Origin of the sequence: Rathayibacter sp. AY1B6, assembly GCF_002932755.1 — a bacterium.
Classification (GTDB): domain Bacteria; phylum Actinomycetota; class Actinomycetes; order Actinomycetales; family Microbacteriaceae; genus Rathayibacter.
The window spans coordinates 1-16,066 of sequence record NZ_PSWL01000028.1 but is presented as its reverse complement, the minus strand read 5'-3'; the positions used below and the strand labels follow the sequence as shown (position 1 = coordinate 16,066).

Sequence of the window (16,066 nt, the reverse complement as noted above, 5' to 3'; positions counted from 1 at the left end):
CCCCGAGGGGAGCGCCGCCTTCGTCGTTCGACTGAGACCTACTTGAAGACGTCCTTGACGTCCTCGCCGGCCTTCTTGGCCGAGGCCGCAGCCTGGTCCTTCTGGCCTTCAGCCTTCAGGCTGTCGTCGTTCTTGTGGTCGCCCAGGGCTTCCTTCGCCTTGCCGGCGATGTCCTGAGCGGCGTTCTTGATCTTGTCATCGAGCCCCATGGTGGTGCCTCCTTCGCTGATCGTTGGCACGACCGTAGGACCGGGAACTGCCCGCTTCCTGGGAGCGGGAAGGGGCTTGCCCGAGCGCCCGCTGGACTGCCATGATTCGCGCCCTCGAGCGGGGCCGGCCGGTCGAGGGCGCGGGATCAGGTCGCGGGAGTGGCGGACTCCGACGGGGCCGACTGGGAGGGCGCGTTCGTGGGCGTCTGCGACGATCCGTCGTCGGCGCTGGTGGGCACCGCGCTCCCCGACTGGTTCGGCGTCTGGGCGTCACCGCTGCAGCCGGCCAGCAGGCCGATCAGCAGAGCGGAGGCTCCGAGGGCGCCGAGCACGCGGGCGCGCGAGGAGCGGGACGGGGAGAGCGGGGATGCCTGGCGGGAGGAGAGCATGACTGGTTGTGCCTTTCCGGGGAGCTGAGCGGATCCGGGTGCGGACGTCCGATGTCTCCTTCGACAGTAGGCAGACCCGGCGCAGGCCAGGAGGGCTTGACTGCTCCCACGGCCGGACGAGGCCGTGACCACGCACCGTCTCGGGGGCGCGGGATGCTAGCCCTTTCCGGGGGTCAACCGCTACGCCCTTCCTGCTTCCGGGACGCCCCGCCCAGACTTGCGGCACCCCACTCGACTACTGGAAGGGCAGACGATGTCGAACATCGATCCCGCTTCACCTCCTTTCGGAGACGGCGCCGCGAACTTCGGCGCGACCGACACCCCGACCGGCACCACCGGTTATGAGACCGGCGCTCACGCCGCCTCCACCGACACGACCGACTCCGGCTCCGGCGCGGTCGACTCCGCGAAGGAGAAGGCCAGTGCCGCCGCCGGTACCGCCAAGGACCAGGCCGGCGCCGTCGCAGGCGACGCCAAGCAGGCCGCCGGCGAGGTGCTCTCGACCGGCAAGGACGAGGCCGCCAACGTGGTCCAGGAGGCCAAGGTCCAGGTCCGCGACCTCTACGAGCAGGGTCGCACCCAGTTCACCGAGCAGGCCCACGCGCAGAAGGAGAACGCTGCCAAGGGCGCCCGCGCCTTCAGCGACGACCTGACCGCGCTGGCCAACGGCGAGGGCGGCAGCGACAACGCCGCGGCGAAGCTCGTCTCGCAGGCCGCCACCCGCGTGCAGGGTGTGGCGTCGTGGCTCGAGAACCGCGACCCCTCCGAGCTCCTCGACGACGTCCGCGCGTTCGCCCGCCGCCGTCCGGGCGCCTTCATCCTCATCGCCGCGGCGACGGGACTCGTCGGCGGGCGCCTCATCCGCGCCCTGACCGCTGAGGCGAAGGACGAGAAGGAGGCGACGAGCACCCGCACCGACGGGCCCGAGTTCGACGCCCCCGCCTCGACCACTGCGTACTCCGACGCCTCCGCGTACGACGCGCCCGTCGCGTCGACCTACGGCACCGTCGGCTCGAGCTCCCTCGAGCGCGACTACGCGCCGACCGAGCCCGTCGCCGACCCGCTCGACGGCGGCTTCCCGAACGGCGGCCGGCTGTGACCGACCCGACGGGCGTCCACCGCTCGACGGAGACGCCCGACCAGCGGGCCGGGTCGACGTCGCTGGGCGATCTGCTCGGCGAGGTCTCGCGCGACCTCTCCACCCTGATCCGTCAGGAGATGGCCCTCGCGAAGGCCGAGCTCAAGGAGTCCGCCGGCAAGGCGGGCAAGGGAGCGGGCCTCCTCGGCGGGGCGGGCTACGCCGCGCTGATGGCCGTGCTCTTCCTCTCGATCGCCCTCTGGTGGGGCCTGGGCACTCTGATCGGCAACGGCTGGTCCGGAGTGGTCGTGGCCGTCATCTGGGCGATCGTGGCCGCGATCCTCTACGCGGTGGGCCGCAAGAGCCTGAAGCAGGTCGACGGCGCTCCCGAGACGGTCGACTCCCTCAAGAAGATTCCCGACACCCTCAAGCCGAACGGGGCAGGACGATGACGTACGACGCAGGACAGAACAAGACACCCGAGGAGATCCGGGCGGACATCGAGCGCACGCGCCTCGAGCTCGGCGGCGACGTCGACGCGCTGGCCGAGAAGGTCAGCCCGTCCGCCATCGCGCAGCGTCAGACCGACAAGGTCAAGTCGGCCGTGGGCTCCGTCCGCGACCGCGTGATGGGCTCGGCGCACGACGCGTCCGACTCGCTCTCGAGCAGTGCGGGCTCGGCGAAGGCCAAGGCGGAGGGCAACCCGTTCGCCGTGGGGCTCATCGCCCTCGGCGCCGGACTCCTCGTCGCCTCGCTCATCCCCGCCTCCAGCAAGGAGAAGGAGGCGGCGAGCCGCGTCAAGGAGCAGGCCCAGCCGGTCGTCGACAAGGTGACCGACGCGGCCAAGGAGGCGGCGAGCGAGCTCCGCGAGCCCGCGCAGCAGGCCTTCGCCTCCGTCAAGGAGACCGCGGCCGACGCCGCGCAGAACGTCAAGGAGGCGGGCACCTCCGCCACCGACGACGTGAAGGACTCGGCCCGCGAGGCCAAGCACGCCGTCCAGGAGGACGTGCAGCACTGATCCGTCGGCGCTGACAGGGCGGTGGGCCTCCGGACCCGCCGCCCTTCGTCGTGCCGCCGGGAATACGCCGCCGCCCGCGCTCCTTGCCCTCCGTATGCGATCGATCATCTACTCCCGCACCGGCGACTCCTCCGTCCTCTCCCTCGTCGACCGGGAGGAGCGGGCGCCGGGCGCCGGCGAGGTCCGCGTCCGCGTCCTGGCCTCGGGCGTGAATCCGACCGACTGGAAGGCGCGCGCCGACGGCGACCTCGCGTTCGACGAGGTCGTGCCGAACCAGGACGGCGCCGGAGTCGTCGACGCCGTCGGCGAGGGCGTCGAGGGCCTGACGGTCGGCGACCGGGTCTGGATGTACCTCTCCGCGCACCGCCGCCCCACCGGCACCGCGCAGGAGTCGGCGGTGCTCGCCGCCGAGCACGTCGTGCGCCTGCCCGAGGGCGTCGGCACCGACGTCGCCGCGAGCCTCGGCGTCCCCGCGATGACCGCCCACCGCGCCCTCACCGTGCACGAGCACGGCCCCTCCCGCCTCGCACCCGGCGCCCTCGCCGGCCGCACCGTCCTGGTCCAGGGCGGCGCCGGAGCCGTCGGGCACGCCGCCGTCCAGCTCGCGGTCTGGGCCGGCGCGACCGTCATCGCGACGGTGAGCAGCGACTCCAAGGAGCGGCTCGCCCGTGCGGCCGGCGCGCAGCACGTGCTGCAGTACCCGGACGCCGCGCTCGCCGACCGGATCCGCGAGCTCGCCCCCGAGGGCGTCGAGCACGTGGTCGAGGTGGCCCCGGCCCAGAACGCCGCGCTCGACGTCGAGGTGCTCGCCAACCACGGCAGCATCGGCTACTACGCGAACAACAACGGCGACGAGTTCATCGTGCCGATCGTCGCGAGCTTCGCGAAGAACGCCCGCTGGCAGGGCCTGCTGCTCTACACCGTGGGCGAGGAGGCGCTGCAGGCCGCGGCCGAGGACATCACCGCGGCGCTCGTCGACGGCGCCCTCCCGGTGGGCGAGGAGGCGGGCCTCCCGCTGACCTGGTTCCCGCTCGAGGAGACCGCGGCCGCCCACGACGCGGTCGAGCAGGGCGCGACGGGCAAGGTGCTCATCCGCGTCGCGGAGTGACCGGGCGGGCGCGCCTCGGCTGCGCGCCCGGCCGGATCAGCCCCGGAGCGGGGGCGAGCCCGGGACGGTCGAGCGGTCGGCCAGGCCGGCCACGAGCTCGGCGAGCGCCTCCTCCGCCGTGCGGGTCGGCGCCCAGCCGAGCTCCGCGCGGGCGCGCTCGGTCGACATGACCGGGATGTTGCCCGCGATGTCGAGCCAGCCCGCGTCCGTGCGCTGGAGGCGCAGGTGCCAGGTCGCGGTGACGACGGAGCGGAGCAGCCCGAACGGCACCGTGACCAGGCGGGCGCCGAAGGCGCGTGCCAGCCGCTCCGGAGTGAGGACCGGCTCGGCCGCGATGTTGAAGGCTCCGCCGGCGCGCCGGTCGAGCACGCGCCAGAAGGCGTCGGCCACGTCGTCGGCGTGCACGCCCTGGAAGACGATGCTCCTCGGAAGCGGCAGGACCGGGATCCGGACCGCCTTCAGCCACCGCGTCGGGTAGTGGGGGCCCGCGAACAGCCCGGCGATCTCGGTCGCCGCTCCGCGCTGGAAGACGAGCCCCGGGCGCAGGCGCGTGACGACGATCTCGGGGTGCTGCTCCTCGAAGACGTCGAGCTGCCGTTCGTTCGCGGCCTTGTGGCGGCTGTAGGTCGAGGTGTGCAGGCCTCCGGTGGGCCAGTCCTCGGTCACCCGGATCGACTTCGGCGCCGCGCTGTAGGCGCCCACGGACGAGGCGACGGCGACGTGGCCGACTCCCGCGGCGGCGACGGCCTCGAGCACGGCCGCGGTGCCTCCGACGTCGACCAGCCGCTGGAACGGCTCGTCGTGGCTGGGCTGCAGCGCCCAGGCCAGGTGCACGACGGCGTCGACGCCGGCGAAGGCCTCGCGGAGCCGCCGCGGTGCGACGCTCGACGCGAGGTCGATCTCCACCCAGCGCACGTCGCGGTACTCCTCCGAGCGGAGCCGAGGGGCCCGGCGGGCGATGCCCACGATCTCCTCCACCCCGGCCTCGCCGTGCAGGCGCCGCAGCAGCGCCGTCCCCAGGTTGCCGGTCGCTCCGACGATCGCGATCCGCATGGCGTCATCCCTCCGGGAGCGGCGCACGCCGGCCCTCTCCTCCGAGGCTAGGCAGGGGCGCCGCCCGGGAGGAGCCGCTTGACAGCGGGGACGACGGGACGCTCGACGGCGGCCGGCGGAGGGAACGCTCCTCCCCAGGCCGGATCCGGCCTAGACCACGGCGGGAGCGGGCGCATCCCCCCGCACGCCCGGCCACCGGTCCCTAGCCTGGGACGATGCTGCCGACACCGCCCCGCCGCGTCCTCCCCGTGCGACACGAGGTCGAGGGCGTCACGCTGCGGACGGTCGACACCGGTCCGGCCGGAGCGGGCGCCGTGTTCGTCCTGATCCACGGGATCGGGATGTCGCACCACACCTTCTCGCCGCTCGCCGCCCGCCTGAAGCGGCACGGCCGGGTGATCGGCGTCGACCTCGCCGGCTTCGGCGCGAACGGGCGCCCGCGGCGGAGGGTCGGCCTCGAGGACCACGCGCGGCAGGTCGAGCAGGTCCTCCGCGGACTGGGCGTCTCGCGCGCGGTCGTCGTCGGGCACTCGATGGGGTCGCAGGTGGCGGTCGAGCTGGGGCTGCGCGCGCCCGGGCTGGTCGACGGCGCGGTGCTCATCGGGCCGGTGGTGGATCCGCAGCGGCCGGGAGCGGTCCGCCAGGGGCTCGCGCTGCTGCGCGACTGCCTCGGCGAGCCGGTGGGCGTCGACGCGATCCTGCTGGCCGACTACCTGCGCGGCGGCCTGCGCTGGTACCTGCGCCAGCTGCCCGAGATGCTGCGGCATCCGGTGCAGGAGCGAGTCGCCCGGCTGGAGGTGCCGGTCCTCGTCGCCCGCGGCCGCGACGATCCGATCGCCACCCGGGACTGGTGCGAGCGGCTCACGGCCCGCGCGCGCGAGGGGCGGCTCGTCGAGTTCGCCGGCTCGCGCCACGTCGTCCCCCGCACCGAGCCGGGAGCGCTCGCCCGCGAGATCCTCCGCTTCGCCGCCGCCCTCGGCGAGAGTCCCGTCGCCCCGCTCCCCCTGCGGTCGGAGCCGGCCGCATGAGCCGGCTCCGACGCCTGCTGCGCGACGCCGTCTGGTGGATCCGCGACTACGCCTACGCCGTCGCCTGGCAGGTGCGGGGCGTCCTCTCGCGCCGCGCCCCGGACGACTACCTCGACGGCGACCGGCGGCCCGTCGTGGTCCTCCCGGGGATCTGGGAGACCTGGTCCTTCCTCCGCCCGATCATCGACCCTCTGCACGAGCGCGGGCACCCGCTGCACGTGCTGACGAGCCTCGGCCGGAACGGCCGCCCGGTCGCCCGGACCGCGGAGGACGTGGCCGCCTACCTCGCCGAGCACGGGCTCCGCGACGTGGTGATCGTCGCCCACAGCAAGGGCGGGCTGATCGGCAAGTACGTGATGACCGAGCTGGACCCGGACGGCCGGGTCGACCGGATGGTCGCCGTGGCGACCCCGTTCGGCGGCTCCCGCTACGCGCCCTACCTGGTCCTCCGGAGCCTGCGCGCCTTCTCGCCGAGGGACGCCACGACCCTGCTGCTGTCGAGCCGCTCCGGAGCGAACGCGCGGATCACCTCCGTGTTCGGCCTCTTCGATCCGCACATCCCCGAGGGCAGCATGCTCGAGGGCGCGGTCAACGTCCGGATCGAGACCGGCGGGCACTTCCGCATCCTGAGCGACCCCGAGACGCTCACCGCGGTCGTCACGGCGGTCTCGGCGGAGGAGCGCGCCGACGGAGAGGCGCCCTGACGCCCCCGTAGCAACCCGCGTCGCCGCGGCGGAACCCCCTGGCGGCTCCGGCCCGCGAGGCGGAGCGTGGAGCCATGCCCGACTCCTCCACCGGCCCGACCGAGCTCCTCCTCGTCCGCCACGGCGAGAGCCTCGCCAACATCGCGGCGAGCGCCGCCGAGGCCTCGGGGGCGCACGAGATCGCCGTCGACCGCCGCGACCCCGACGTCGAGCTCTCCCCCTCCGGCGAGGAGCAGGCCCGCGCGCTCGGCCGGTGGCTGGCGGAGGAGGCGCGACCCGCCTCCGCCTGGACCTCGCCCTACCGCCGCGCCTCCGCGACCGCGCGTCTCGCCCTCGGCGAGGCCGGCATCGACCTGCGGCTGCGCCCCGACGAGCGCCTGCGCGACCGCGATCTCGGCGTGACCGACCGCCTCACCTCCGCCGGCGTGCGGGTCAGGATGCCCGAGGAGGCGGCGCGGCGCGAGTGGCTCGGCAAGTTCTACTACCGCCCGCCGGGCGGGGAGGCCTGGACGGATCTCGCGCTCCGCGTCCGCGCGTTCGTCGACCACCTCGCTGTCGCCGCGCCTCCCGGGCCGGCGATCCTCTTCTGCCACGACGCGGTCGTCCTCGTCCTCCGCTACGTCCTCGAGGGCCTCTCCGAGCGCGAACTGCTCGACATCGGCGCCTCGACGCCCGTCGCCAACGGCTCCGTCACCCGTCTCGTCCGCGACGGCGATGCGTGGCGTCTCGAGCTCTTCAACCGCACGTCCCACCTCGAGCGCTCCGGCGCCCCCGTCACCCGGCACGACGACCGCGCGGCCGGAGAAGGAGACCCCCGTGAGTGACCTCGTCTCCCGCGCCCTGCTCGAGCAGCGCTGGCCCCTCCCCGAGCCCGGAGGCTCGAAGCACTCCCGCGGCGACGTGGTCGTCGTCGGCGGCGCCCGCAAGACGCCCGGAGCCGCGATCCTCGCGGGGATCGCCGCGCTGCGGACCGGCGCGGGGCGCATCACGCTCTGCGTCGCCGAGTCGGTCGCGTCGGCCACCGCGGTCGCGCTGCCGGAGTGCGGAGTGGTCCCGCTCGCGGAGACGCGGACCGGCTCCGTCGCGGGCCGGGGGCTCGACGTCCTGGCCGGCGAGCTCGCCTCCGCCGACGTCGCCCTGATCGGGCCCGGCCTGGACGACCCGCGCGCGACCGCCGCGACCCTGCGGGCCCTCGCTCCGCTCCTCGACGACGTGCCGGCCGTCCACCTCGACGCCTTCCCGCTCGGGGTCCTGCCCGGGCAGCGCCGTCTCGCGCGGAGGCTCGCGGGCCGGCTCCTGCTGACCCCGAACTCGGAGGAGGCGTCCCGGCTCCTCGGCGAGGAGGTCGACGACGTCGAGCGGGCCGCTCTCGCGGTCGCCGAGCGCTACGGCGCGGTGGTGAGCCTGTTCAACACGATCGCCTCGCCCGACGGCGACGCGGTGCGGATCGAGGGCGAGCATCCCGGGCTGGCCACCGCGGGCAGCGGCGACGTGCTCGCCGGAGCGACGGCGGGCCTGCGCGGGCGCGGCGTCGACCCGATGGGCGCGGCCTCGTGGGGCGCTTTCCTGCACACGGAGGCGGACACGCGCCTCACCGCGCGGATCGGCCCGGCCGGCTATCTCGCGAGCGAGATCCCGGGCGAGTTCCCGCGCGTGCTGGCGGGCTGAGCGGGGCGGGTGCGCCTGCCACGGCAGCCGTTCGGAGCCGGGCCGGCGGCGCGAGCGCCCCGGACCGAGCCGGCGGCGCGAGCCCCGGCGGTCACCGGGACCGCGGCACGAGCCTCAGTGCGCGACGTCCGCGACCGAGAACGCCACTCCCGGCGTGATCAGGATCGAGGTCTCGCGAGGCTCGCCCTCGCCCTGGTTCACCGTGATCCAGCGCGACGCGGAGCCGTCCAGGGCGCGGTCGATGCTCTCGCGCACCTCCGCGGCACTCGTCTCGCTCAGGCTGAACGGCGCTCCGCCGTAGATGATCTCGACGCGCTTCACAGCATGCTCTCCTCGCTCTGACGGGCGGTCCCGTGGGGCTCCTCGCTGATCCGCAGCCCGTGCGCCGTGTGCGAGTCGGCGAGCAGCTGGCGGATCCAGTCCGGGTTGATGTTCGGTGCGCGGCCGCCGTGGTACTTGAAGCGCAACGGGATGGCGGGGTGCAGCCAGATCGAGGTGCGTCCGTCGCCGACCGCCTGGGAGTCCTTCCAGGAGAAGTAGAAGGACTCGTTGCGCGCGAGCTTCGAGCCGATCACGATCTGCAGGTGCGCCAGCAGACGGTCGTCGAAGTCGGCCTCGAGGGTCGAGTCGTAGATCAGTCGCCCCATCAGGCGGTTCTCCGTTCGGGAAGTCGCCCGTCCGCGAAGGGTCGGGCGCAGTCGTGGGTGTCGATACTACCGGCGCCCCGGATGCTCACCAGGAGTCGTCCTCGCCGTGGAAGTGCGGGATCTCGGTGTCGACGGCGGAGAGGGGCCCGGCGCCGCCGTCCTCCTCGGCCACGGGGTGCGAGACGCCCAGGCGGGCCGTCTCGCGGGTGAAGCGCTCGACGAGCTCCTCGTCGAGCAGCTCCTCGGCTCCGTCGTCCTCGGACTCCGAGAACAGCTGGCTCGCCGGTCCGATCAGCAGCGCCGCCCGTCCGGGCCGGCCGGACTCCTGGCGGATCGGGATGTCGACCGTGATCGACCCCTTGGTGAGCGCCAGCGCTTCCGCGTAGGCCAGCAGCGACCGCGCGATGGCGGTACCCGTCAGCACGGAGCTGCCGGCGTAGTGGATGCGTTCCATTCCTCCTTCCTACTCCTCGGGCGCCCGGTCGGTCAGCGGTTGCGCGGCCGAGGGAGAGAGCGCTAGCGCCGCGTCGATCCGACGGTCGAGCGCGTCGCGGACGGCCGGCCACTCGGCCGCGAGGATCGAGTGGACGGCCGTGTCGCGCCACGAGCCGTCGGCCCGCCGCTGGTCGTGGCGGAGCACCCCCTCGAACACGGCGCCGAGGCGGAGGATCGCGGCCCGCGAGCGCGCGTTCACCGCATCCGCCTGGAGCTTCACCCGCTCGTAGCCGCTGTCGAAGGCGAGCCCGAGCACCAGCCGCTTCGCCTCCGGGTTCACGACGGTGCCCCACGTCTCGGGCGCGTAGGCTGTCCAGCCGAGGTGGGCCGCCTCGCGCGTCTCGTCGAAGTCGGCCAGCGAGGTCGTGCCGACGACGCTCCCCTCCTGCAGCACGGCGAACGGCAGGCCCGTGCCCCACGGGTAGTAGCGGTCGACGAAGGCGCGGAACTCCTCCGGTCCGCCGGGGAGGCCGGCGGGTCCTCCTCCGTAGCCGCCGGCGAACACCTCCGGACGCCCGATCGCCCGCCGGAGCGGCTCGACGTGCTCGGCGGCGAGCGGCTCGAGGACGATCGAGCGGCCGACGAGTGTGACGGGACCGGGGCGGCGGGGACTGCTCATGCGATCAGTGTGGGGCACCGTGCCAGCATGGCTCCATGAGCACCGCCGCACTGTTCGAGTCCGCCGCCGCCGCCCTCGTCGGCCTGCTCGCTCAGGTGCGGGACGACCAGTGGGAGCAGCCGGGGCTCGACGTCTGGGACGTCCGAGGCCTCGCGGGCCACGCCTCCCGGGCCGTGCTGACGGTCGAGGCGTACCTCCTCGCTCCGGAGCCGCCCCAGCCGACCATCGAGGACGCGCTCGACTACTACGCCGCGCTGGCCGGGAACGTCGCCGACCCCGTGGCGGTGGCGCAGCGGGGGGTCGAGGCGGGACTGCTGCTCGGCGACAGGCCGGCGCAGGCGCTGGCGGAGGCGGCGGGCCGCGCGGTCGAGCTGGTCGCCGCCCAGCGTCCCGGCCGCCTCGTCGCCGTGGGCGGCCACGCGATCGAGCTGGGCGAGTACCTCCGGACCCGGCTCCTCGAGCTGGTCGTGCACACGCTCGACCTCTCGCGCGCCACCGGGATCCGGCACGTGCTGCCCGCCGAGGCCGTCGAGGCGTGCTGCGCGCTGACCGGCGGGCTGGCTGCTCGAGCCGGACGCGGCGAGGAGCTCCTGCTCGCGCTCAGCGGGCGGGAGCCCCTCGCCGCGGGGTTCTCGGTGGTGTGAGGGCGCCGCCGCTCAGGCCGCGGGTTCTGCGTGGTGCCTGCCTCCGGGTCCTCCGCGGGACGGCGCCTGTCCTCACGCCGCGGGCTCTCCTCGATCCGGCGGCGCCGGCCCTCAGGCCACCGCGAGAGCGGCGACCGGCGACACCGTCGTGGCGCGGCGGGCGGGCAGCACGGCCGAGACGACCGTGATCACGACGCCCACCACGAGCACCCCCACCAGGATCGGCACCGGGACGGTCGGCGGGATCAGTCCGATGCCCGGCAGCGAGCCGAACACCGAGATCGCGCCGCACCAGCCGTAGACGACGCCGAGCACGATGCCGAGGACCGCGGCAGCGATGATCATCTGCGCCGCCTCGAGCACCACCATCGACCGCACCTGCGAGCCGGTGAAGCCGAGCGCGCGGAGCAGGCCCAGCTCCCGCCGGCGCTGCAGCACGCTGAGCGACAGCGTGTTGACCATGCCGACGGCGGCCAGGACGACCGAGAAGCCGAGCAGGACGCTCATCACCGCGGTGCTCACCTGGATGAACTGCTCGAACGCCGCGATCACCTCGGGGTTCGTCTCGCCCGATCGCTCCATGATCGAGCCGAAGGTGGCGGCGGCGACCGCGAACATCGTGACCAGCGACACTCCGATGACCAGGCCGATGACGGCGCGGGCACTGCGCGCCGGGTTGCGGACGGCGTTGGCGGACGCCAGACGCGCGACGGGGCCCCGGCCGAAAGCGCGGCCCACGAGGGCGGTGAGCGGAGGGAGCAGGACGGGCGCCCCGAGGATCACGCCGGTGAAGGACGCCATGCCTCCGACGAGCCCGAGCAGGACTCCGCCGGGGTTGGTGAGCCCGAGGACCACGCCGGCGGCGAGCAGCAGCGCGCCGACCACGACGAAGACGATCGCCGTGACATTGCGGGCGGTGCGGCCGCGCAGCTCCTCGTAGCGGGGCTCGGCGGACGATCCGGCGGCCTGCGACGGCGCCACCGCGAGCACGCGGCGCGATCCGGACCACGAGGCGATGACCGTCGAGGCGACCACGGCGATCAGCGGCAGCAGGAGACCGGGCGAGACGAGCGGATAGTCGAAGCGGGGCAGAGTGCCGCCCCGGATCGCCAGCTCGGCGGCGAGCGCCACGAGAGCGACGCCGGCGACCAGGCCGATCGCCGCCCCGAGGAGCCCCTGCACGAGACCCGTGCGGACGATCCCGCCGCGGAGCGACCGGCCGGAAGCGCCGAGCAGGCGCAGCAGGGCGATCTCGCGGGTCCGCCCGGCGATGACGGTCGAGACGGCGTTGGCCGTGACGATCCCGCCCACGAACACCGCGATGCCGAAGAAGACGGCGCCGACCATCCCGAGCATGAGCGCGACCTGGCCGATGCCGTCGATCCCGGCCGCGGAGAAGGCCGCGACCATGTCGGCGATGACCTGCACCAGCACGGCGCCGAACGCGGCGGCGAGCGCGGCGACCGTGACGATCGCGCCGCCGCCCTGGCGCGAGCCCGTGCGCACGCCGCTCATGCCGCACCCTCCATCGTGAGCATCGCGCGCGAGATCTCCTCGGCGCTCATCCCGCGGCGGTCGTCGACGACGGCTCCGTCGCGGAGGAAGACGATGCGGTCGGCGTAGGCCGCCGCGATCGGGTCGTGGGTGACCATCGCGATCGACTGGCCGTACTCGCGGGTGGAGGCCCGGAGCAGGCTGAGGACCTCGCGGCCGGTGCGGGAGTCGAGGTTGCCGGTCGGCTCGTCGGCGAAGATCAGCTGCGGCCGGGTGGCGAGGGCGCGGGCGATCGCCACGCGCTGCTGCTGCCCGCCCGAGAGCTCGTGGGGCCGGTGCGTGAGGCGCTCGCGGAGCCCGAGGGACTCGATCAGCCGGGCGATCCACTGCTCCTCGTCGCCGGTCACGGAGCGGCCGTCGAGCTCGAACGGGAGGCGGATGTTGCCGCGCACGTCGAGCGTGGGGACGAGGTTGAAGGCCTGGAAGACGAAGCCGACGCTGCGGCGGCGGAGCACCGTCAGCTCGGCGTCGCTCATCGAGGTGATCTCGGCGTCGCCCAGGAACACGCGGCCGGAGGAGGCGGTGTCGAGGCCGGCGAGGACGTGCATGAGCGTCGACTTGCCGGATCCGCTGGGGCCCATCACCGCGGTGAACTCGCCCCGTTCGATCGAGAGGGTGACGTCGTCGAGGGCGACGACGGGCGGCGTGCTGCCGTAGAGCTTGCGCACGCCCTCGACGCGCGCCACGACGGAGGAGGTCTGGTTCTGCATGTCCCCGACGCTACGGAGGCACCCGTGTCGCCGGCGTCGTCCGCAGTGGCTCGCGGCGTCATCCCTCCGGCGGACCCGCGGTGGTCCTCCGGGGTCAGCGGGGCCGGAGCCCCGCCCGGCGGAGGGCGAGGGCCGCCAGAGCAGCGGTGACGGCCGGGTCGCCGGTCCGCCAGCCCGCGGCGGCGTCCGGGTGCGCGGCGAGGACCTCGCGGGGGGACGCCTGGGTGAGCGCGCGCAGGGCCAGCAGCTCGGTTCCGCCGCCGGTCGAGCCCAGGGCGCGCAGCTCGGCGGTCCGGCGGGCGAAACGGAGCCGGGGCCGGAGCCAGAGCACGGCCAGGAGCAGGAGCGGGAGGCCCCCGACGGCGAGCCCGGCGACCACGGCCAGGGCGCTCGCGAGCTGCTGCTGGTCGCGTCCGGCGGCGGCCAGCACGGAGCCGGCCCCGCTCGCTTCGTCGAAGGGCGCGCGCACGGCGTCGCCGAGCAGCGGGATGCCGCCGAGGGTGGTCCCGGCGTCGCTCATGGTCGAGCCGAAGCCGCTGCCGGCACTCTCGAGCCGACGGCCGATCTCGGCCAGGCCGGCGATCAGCGAGCCGACCGCGATCCCGGCGGCGATCGCCACGACGGCCACGCCGAGAGCGAGGGCGTCGGCCAGGATCTGACGTGCGCGGACGGCCGGGAGGTCGGCGTAGATCTGCATGGGCCGATTATCCGGCGCGCTCGGCAGCGGTCGTGTTCACAACTCAGGAAGAATTCGTTCGGACCCGGCCGGATCCGCATGAATCCGACGGCCCGAGGACGTTCGTCCTGAGTTGTGAACACGATCGCCGGTCGTAGAGGCTTGCGACGTCCCTCCACAGTCGAATCGGACGGCCCGGTCGTCGCGGCAGAGGCAGGAGGCCCTCCCCGAACGGCGGTCCGGCGCCAGGCTCGCCGTGTGGATCTCGATCGCCTCATGTCCCTCCACGGTGGAGTCTCCTCGCGGCCGGTCCTGCTCGCCGCCGGCGCGACTGCTCGCGGCCTCACTGCAGCGGTCGCGGACGGCCGCTTGGTCCGTGGCCGGAGCGGCCGGTACGCCTCGCCGAACCTTCCTCCGGAGGCCCTCACCGCCTTCCGGCTCGGCGGCCGCCTCGCCGCGACCGATGCGGCTCGCTCCCACGGACTCTGGGTTCTGCGCTCGCCTCGGCTGCACGTGCACGTCGGGCCGAACGCCGGTCGGTTCACCGTTCCCCGCGGTGTCCGCCTGCACTGGGACCCGGCCCGGCCCGACGACGAGCCCCTGCGGGTGTCCGTCCCGCACGCACTGCTGCAGCTGGGCCGCACCCTCGGCGCCGAGGACATGCTGGTCGCGCTCGAGTCGGCGCTCGAGAAGCGCCTGCTCGGACCCGACGACCTCGCCGAGCTGCGGGCGGCCTGCCCGCAGCGGCTCCAGGCGCTCCTCGCGTTCGCCCGCGACGACTCGGGCAGCGGCGTCGAGACCCTGGCCCGGTGGCGCCTGCACTCGATCGGGGTCGAGTGCTCGACCCAGGCCCGGATCCCCGGCGTCGGCCGCGTCGATCTGCTGATCGGCCGCACGCTGATCGTCGAGATCGACGGCAGGTCGACCCACGACTTCGAGAACGACCGCCGCCGCGATCTGTTCGCCGCGGTCGACGGCTACGTCACCCTCCGCTTCTCGGCGACCCAGGTGCTCACGCAGTGGGACGACGTCGAGCGGGCCGTGCTGTCGGCGATCGGCCGCGGCCTGCACCGGCTGTGACGAGACGCGGCGCGCACCGGCGTGCAGTCGGCCGCGGCGCGCACCGGCGTGGGGTCGGCGAAAGGCTCTAGTCGAGCAGGTCGTGCAGCACGACGACCTGCTCGCGCTCCGGGCCGACGCCGATCGCCGAGAACCGGGCGCCGCTCATCGCCTCGAGCGCGCGCACGTAGTCCTGCGCGGTCTGCGGCAGGTCAGAGAACTCGCGGCAGCCGGAGATGTCCTCCTGCCAGCCGGGGAACTCCTCGTAGATCGGCTTCGCGTGGTGGAAGTCGCTCTGCGAGACCGGGACCTCGTCGTGGCGCACACCGTCGACGTCGTAGGCGACGCAGACGGGGATGGTCTCGAGGCCCGAGAGCACGTCGAGCTTGGTGAGGACGAAGTCGGTGACCCCGTTGATCCGCGCCGAGTAGCGGGCGATCGGGGCGTCGTACCAGCCGCAGCGCCGCGGGCGGCCGGTCGTGGTGCCGAACTCGAAGCCCTGCCGGCGGAGGTACTCGCCCCACTCGTCGAAGAGCTCGGTCGGGAACGGACCGGCCCCGACGCGGGTCGTGTACGCCTTGATGACCGCGATGACGCGGTCGATGCGGTTCGGCGCGACTCCGGAGCCGGTGGCCGCTCCTCCCGAGGTCGCGTTGGAGGAGGTGACGAACGGGTAGGTGCCGTGGTCGACGTCGAGCATCGTGGCCTGGCCCGCCTCGAACAGCACCGTCCTGCCCGCGTCGAGCGCCTGAGAGAGCACGAGCGACGTGTCGGCGACCATCGGGCGCAGGCGCTCGGTGTACTGCAGCAGGTCCTCGAGCACCTGCTCGACCAGGATCGCGCGGCGGTTGTAGACCTTCACCAGCAGGTGGTTCTTCTGGTCGAGGGCGCCCTCGACCTTCTGGCGGAGGATGTTCTCGTCGAACAGGTCCTGGATGCGGATGCCGACGCGGTTGATCTTGTCGGCGTAGGCCGGGCCGATGCCGCGGCCCGTGGTGCCGATCTGGCGCTTGCCGAGGAAGCGCTCCGTGACCTTGTCGAGGGTGCGGTGGTAGCTGGTGATGACGTGCGCGTTGGCGCTGACGAGCAGCTTCGACACGTCGACGCCGCGGGCGCTCAGCGCCTCGAGCTCGTGGAAGAGCACCTCGATGTCGACGACGACGCCGTTCGCGATCACCGGGACGACGCCCGGGGTGAGGATGCCGGAGGGGAGCAGGTGCAGGGCGTACTTCTCGTCGCCCACGACGACGGTGTGCCCGGCGTTGTTGCCGCCGTTGAACTTCACGACGTAGTCGACGCGGCTGCCGAGGAGGTCGGTGGCGCGTCCCTTGCCCTCGTCGCCCCACTGGGCGCCGGTGATGACGATTGCTGGCATGGCGGTGTCCTTCTCGACGGGAGGGGCGGGGG

General features: G+C 74.1%; 21 protein-coding genes. 10 read left to right on the top strand and 11 right to left on the bottom strand.

Annotated features, from left to right (window positions below; genetic code table 11):
- Positions 1–38: 38 nt before the first annotated feature.
- Both C5D08_RS14000 and C5D08_RS13995 read right to left on the bottom strand, forming a co-directional pair.
- The gene (locus C5D08_RS14000; RefSeq protein ID WP_104222763.1) at positions 39–209 is read right to left on the bottom strand and encodes a CsbD family protein; all 171 of its coding nucleotides are present in this window, start codon (positions 207–209) and stop codon (positions 39–41) included.
- A 146-nt stretch (positions 210–355) separates the two neighbouring features.
- Positions 356–598 carry a hypothetical protein gene (locus C5D08_RS13995; RefSeq protein ID WP_104277554.1) on the bottom strand — a complete coding sequence of 81 codons (243 nt, stop codon included), beginning with the start codon at positions 596–598 and terminating at the stop codon, positions 356–358.
- Between the two features lie 253 nt (positions 599–851).
- Here C5D08_RS13995 and C5D08_RS13990 point away from each other — a divergent pair, with 253 nt between their 5' ends.
- The 4 genes from C5D08_RS13990 to C5D08_RS13975 all read left to right on the top strand — a co-directional run bounded on the left by C5D08_RS13990 (position 852) and on the right by C5D08_RS13975 (position 3,802).
- On the top strand, positions 852–1,697 hold the full coding sequence (locus C5D08_RS13990; protein WP_104277553.1) for a hypothetical protein: 846 nt from the start codon (positions 852–854) through the stop codon (positions 1,695–1,697).
- Positions 1,694–2,128 carry a phage holin family protein gene (locus C5D08_RS13985; RefSeq protein WP_104222767.1) on the top strand — a complete coding sequence of 145 codons (435 nt, stop codon included), beginning with the start codon at positions 1,694–1,696 and terminating at the stop codon, positions 2,126–2,128. Before C5D08_RS13990 ends, C5D08_RS13985 begins: the two co-directional genes overlap by 4 nt.
- The gene (locus C5D08_RS13980) at positions 2,125–2,694 is read left to right on the top strand and encodes a DUF3618 domain-containing protein (RefSeq protein ID WP_104277552.1); all 570 of its coding nucleotides are present in this window, start codon (positions 2,125–2,127) and stop codon (positions 2,692–2,694) included. Before C5D08_RS13985 ends, C5D08_RS13980 begins: the two co-directional genes overlap by 4 nt.
- A 94-nt stretch (positions 2,695–2,788) precedes the next feature.
- Positions 2,789–3,802, top strand: coding sequence for an NADPH:quinone reductase (locus tag C5D08_RS13975; RefSeq protein WP_104277551.1), 1,014 nt, complete (start codon positions 2,789–2,791; stop codon positions 3,800–3,802).
- 36 nt (positions 3,803–3,838) lie between these two features.
- Here C5D08_RS13975 and C5D08_RS13970 read toward each other — a convergent pair whose 3' ends face one another.
- A complete protein-coding gene (locus C5D08_RS13970; protein WP_104277550.1) occupies positions 3,839–4,855 on the bottom strand; it encodes an NAD-dependent epimerase/dehydratase family protein in 1,017 nt (338 codons plus the stop codon).
- A gap of 215 nt (positions 4,856–5,070) precedes the next feature.
- Between C5D08_RS13970 and C5D08_RS13965 the strand changes: the two genes are divergently transcribed.
- The 4 genes from C5D08_RS13965 (at position 5,071) to C5D08_RS13950 (ending at position 8,255) form a co-directional block, all read left to right on the top strand.
- A complete protein-coding gene (locus C5D08_RS13965; protein WP_104277549.1) occupies positions 5,071–5,883 on the top strand; it encodes an alpha/beta fold hydrolase in 813 nt (270 codons plus the stop codon).
- Positions 5,880–6,587: a triacylglycerol lipase gene (locus C5D08_RS13960; protein WP_104277548.1), complete on the top strand. Its 708-nt coding sequence runs from the start codon at positions 5,880–5,882 to the stop codon at positions 6,585–6,587. Before C5D08_RS13965 ends, C5D08_RS13960 begins: the two co-directional genes overlap by 4 nt.
- 74 nt (positions 6,588–6,661) lie before the next feature.
- Positions 6,662–7,411, top strand: coding sequence for a histidine phosphatase family protein (locus C5D08_RS13955; protein ID WP_104277547.1), 750 nt, complete (start codon positions 6,662–6,664; stop codon positions 7,409–7,411).
- Positions 7,404–8,255 (top strand): NAD(P)H-hydrate dehydratase, encoded by an 852-nt coding sequence (locus C5D08_RS13950; RefSeq protein WP_258067413.1) that lies wholly within the window; start codon positions 7,404–7,406, stop codon positions 8,253–8,255. Before C5D08_RS13955 ends, C5D08_RS13950 begins: the two co-directional genes overlap by 8 nt.
- Before the next feature lie 114 nt (positions 8,256–8,369).
- Here the strand turns inward: C5D08_RS13950 and C5D08_RS13945 are convergent, their stop codons facing one another.
- The 4 genes from C5D08_RS13945 to C5D08_RS13930 form a co-directional block, all read right to left on the bottom strand.
- The gene (locus C5D08_RS13945; protein ID WP_104222775.1) at positions 8,370–8,576 is read right to left on the bottom strand and encodes a hypothetical protein; all 207 of its coding nucleotides are present in this window, start codon (positions 8,574–8,576) and stop codon (positions 8,370–8,372) included.
- The gene (locus C5D08_RS13940; protein ID WP_104222776.1) at positions 8,573–8,902 is read right to left on the bottom strand and encodes an ATP-dependent DNA ligase; all 330 of its coding nucleotides are present in this window, start codon (positions 8,900–8,902) and stop codon (positions 8,573–8,575) included. Before C5D08_RS13940 ends, C5D08_RS13945 begins: the two co-directional genes overlap by 4 nt.
- Positions 8,903–8,987: 85 nt before the next feature.
- Positions 8,988–9,356: a hypothetical protein gene (locus tag C5D08_RS13935; protein ID WP_104222777.1), complete on the bottom strand. Its 369-nt coding sequence runs from the start codon at positions 9,354–9,356 to the stop codon at positions 8,988–8,990.
- A gap of 9 nt (positions 9,357–9,365) precedes the next feature.
- Positions 9,366–10,016, bottom strand: coding sequence for a GNAT family N-acetyltransferase (locus C5D08_RS13930; protein WP_104277545.1), 651 nt, complete (start codon positions 10,014–10,016; stop codon positions 9,366–9,368).
- A gap of 35 nt (positions 10,017–10,051) precedes the next feature.
- On the opposite strand from C5D08_RS13930, the gene C5D08_RS13925 reads away from it, so the two are divergent.
- A complete protein-coding gene (locus C5D08_RS13925; RefSeq protein ID WP_104277544.1) occupies positions 10,052–10,660 on the top strand; it encodes a maleylpyruvate isomerase N-terminal domain-containing protein in 609 nt (202 codons plus the stop codon).
- Between the two features lie 111 nt (positions 10,661–10,771).
- On the opposite strand, the gene C5D08_RS13920 is transcribed toward C5D08_RS13925, so the two are convergent.
- The 3 genes from C5D08_RS13920 to C5D08_RS13910 form a co-directional block, all read right to left on the bottom strand.
- Positions 10,772–12,175: an FtsX-like permease family protein gene (locus C5D08_RS13920; RefSeq protein WP_104277543.1), complete on the bottom strand. Its 1,404-nt coding sequence runs from the start codon at positions 12,173–12,175 to the stop codon at positions 10,772–10,774.
- On the bottom strand, positions 12,172–12,924 hold the full coding sequence (locus C5D08_RS13915; RefSeq protein WP_104222781.1) for an ABC transporter ATP-binding protein: 753 nt from the start codon (positions 12,922–12,924) through the stop codon (positions 12,172–12,174). The genes C5D08_RS13920 and C5D08_RS13915 overlap by 4 nt, the downstream gene beginning before the upstream one ends.
- Before the next feature lie 94 nt (positions 12,925–13,018).
- Entirely contained in the window at positions 13,019–13,621 is a 603-nt protein-coding gene (locus C5D08_RS13910; protein WP_104277542.1) for a hypothetical protein, read from the bottom strand.
- A gap of 255 nt (positions 13,622–13,876) precedes the next feature.
- Between C5D08_RS13910 and C5D08_RS13905 the strand changes: the two genes are divergently transcribed.
- Positions 13,877–14,680, top strand: a complete 804-nt coding sequence (locus C5D08_RS13905) for a DUF559 domain-containing protein (protein WP_104277541.1) — start codon at positions 13,877–13,879, stop codon at positions 14,678–14,680.
- Positions 14,681–14,747: 67 nt separating this feature from the next.
- Here the strand turns inward: C5D08_RS13905 and C5D08_RS13900 are convergent, their stop codons facing one another.
- Positions 14,748–16,034: an adenylosuccinate synthase gene (locus C5D08_RS13900; protein WP_104222783.1), complete on the bottom strand. Its 1,287-nt coding sequence runs from the start codon at positions 16,032–16,034 to the stop codon at positions 14,748–14,750.
- Between the last annotated feature and the right edge of the window lie 32 nt (positions 16,035–16,066).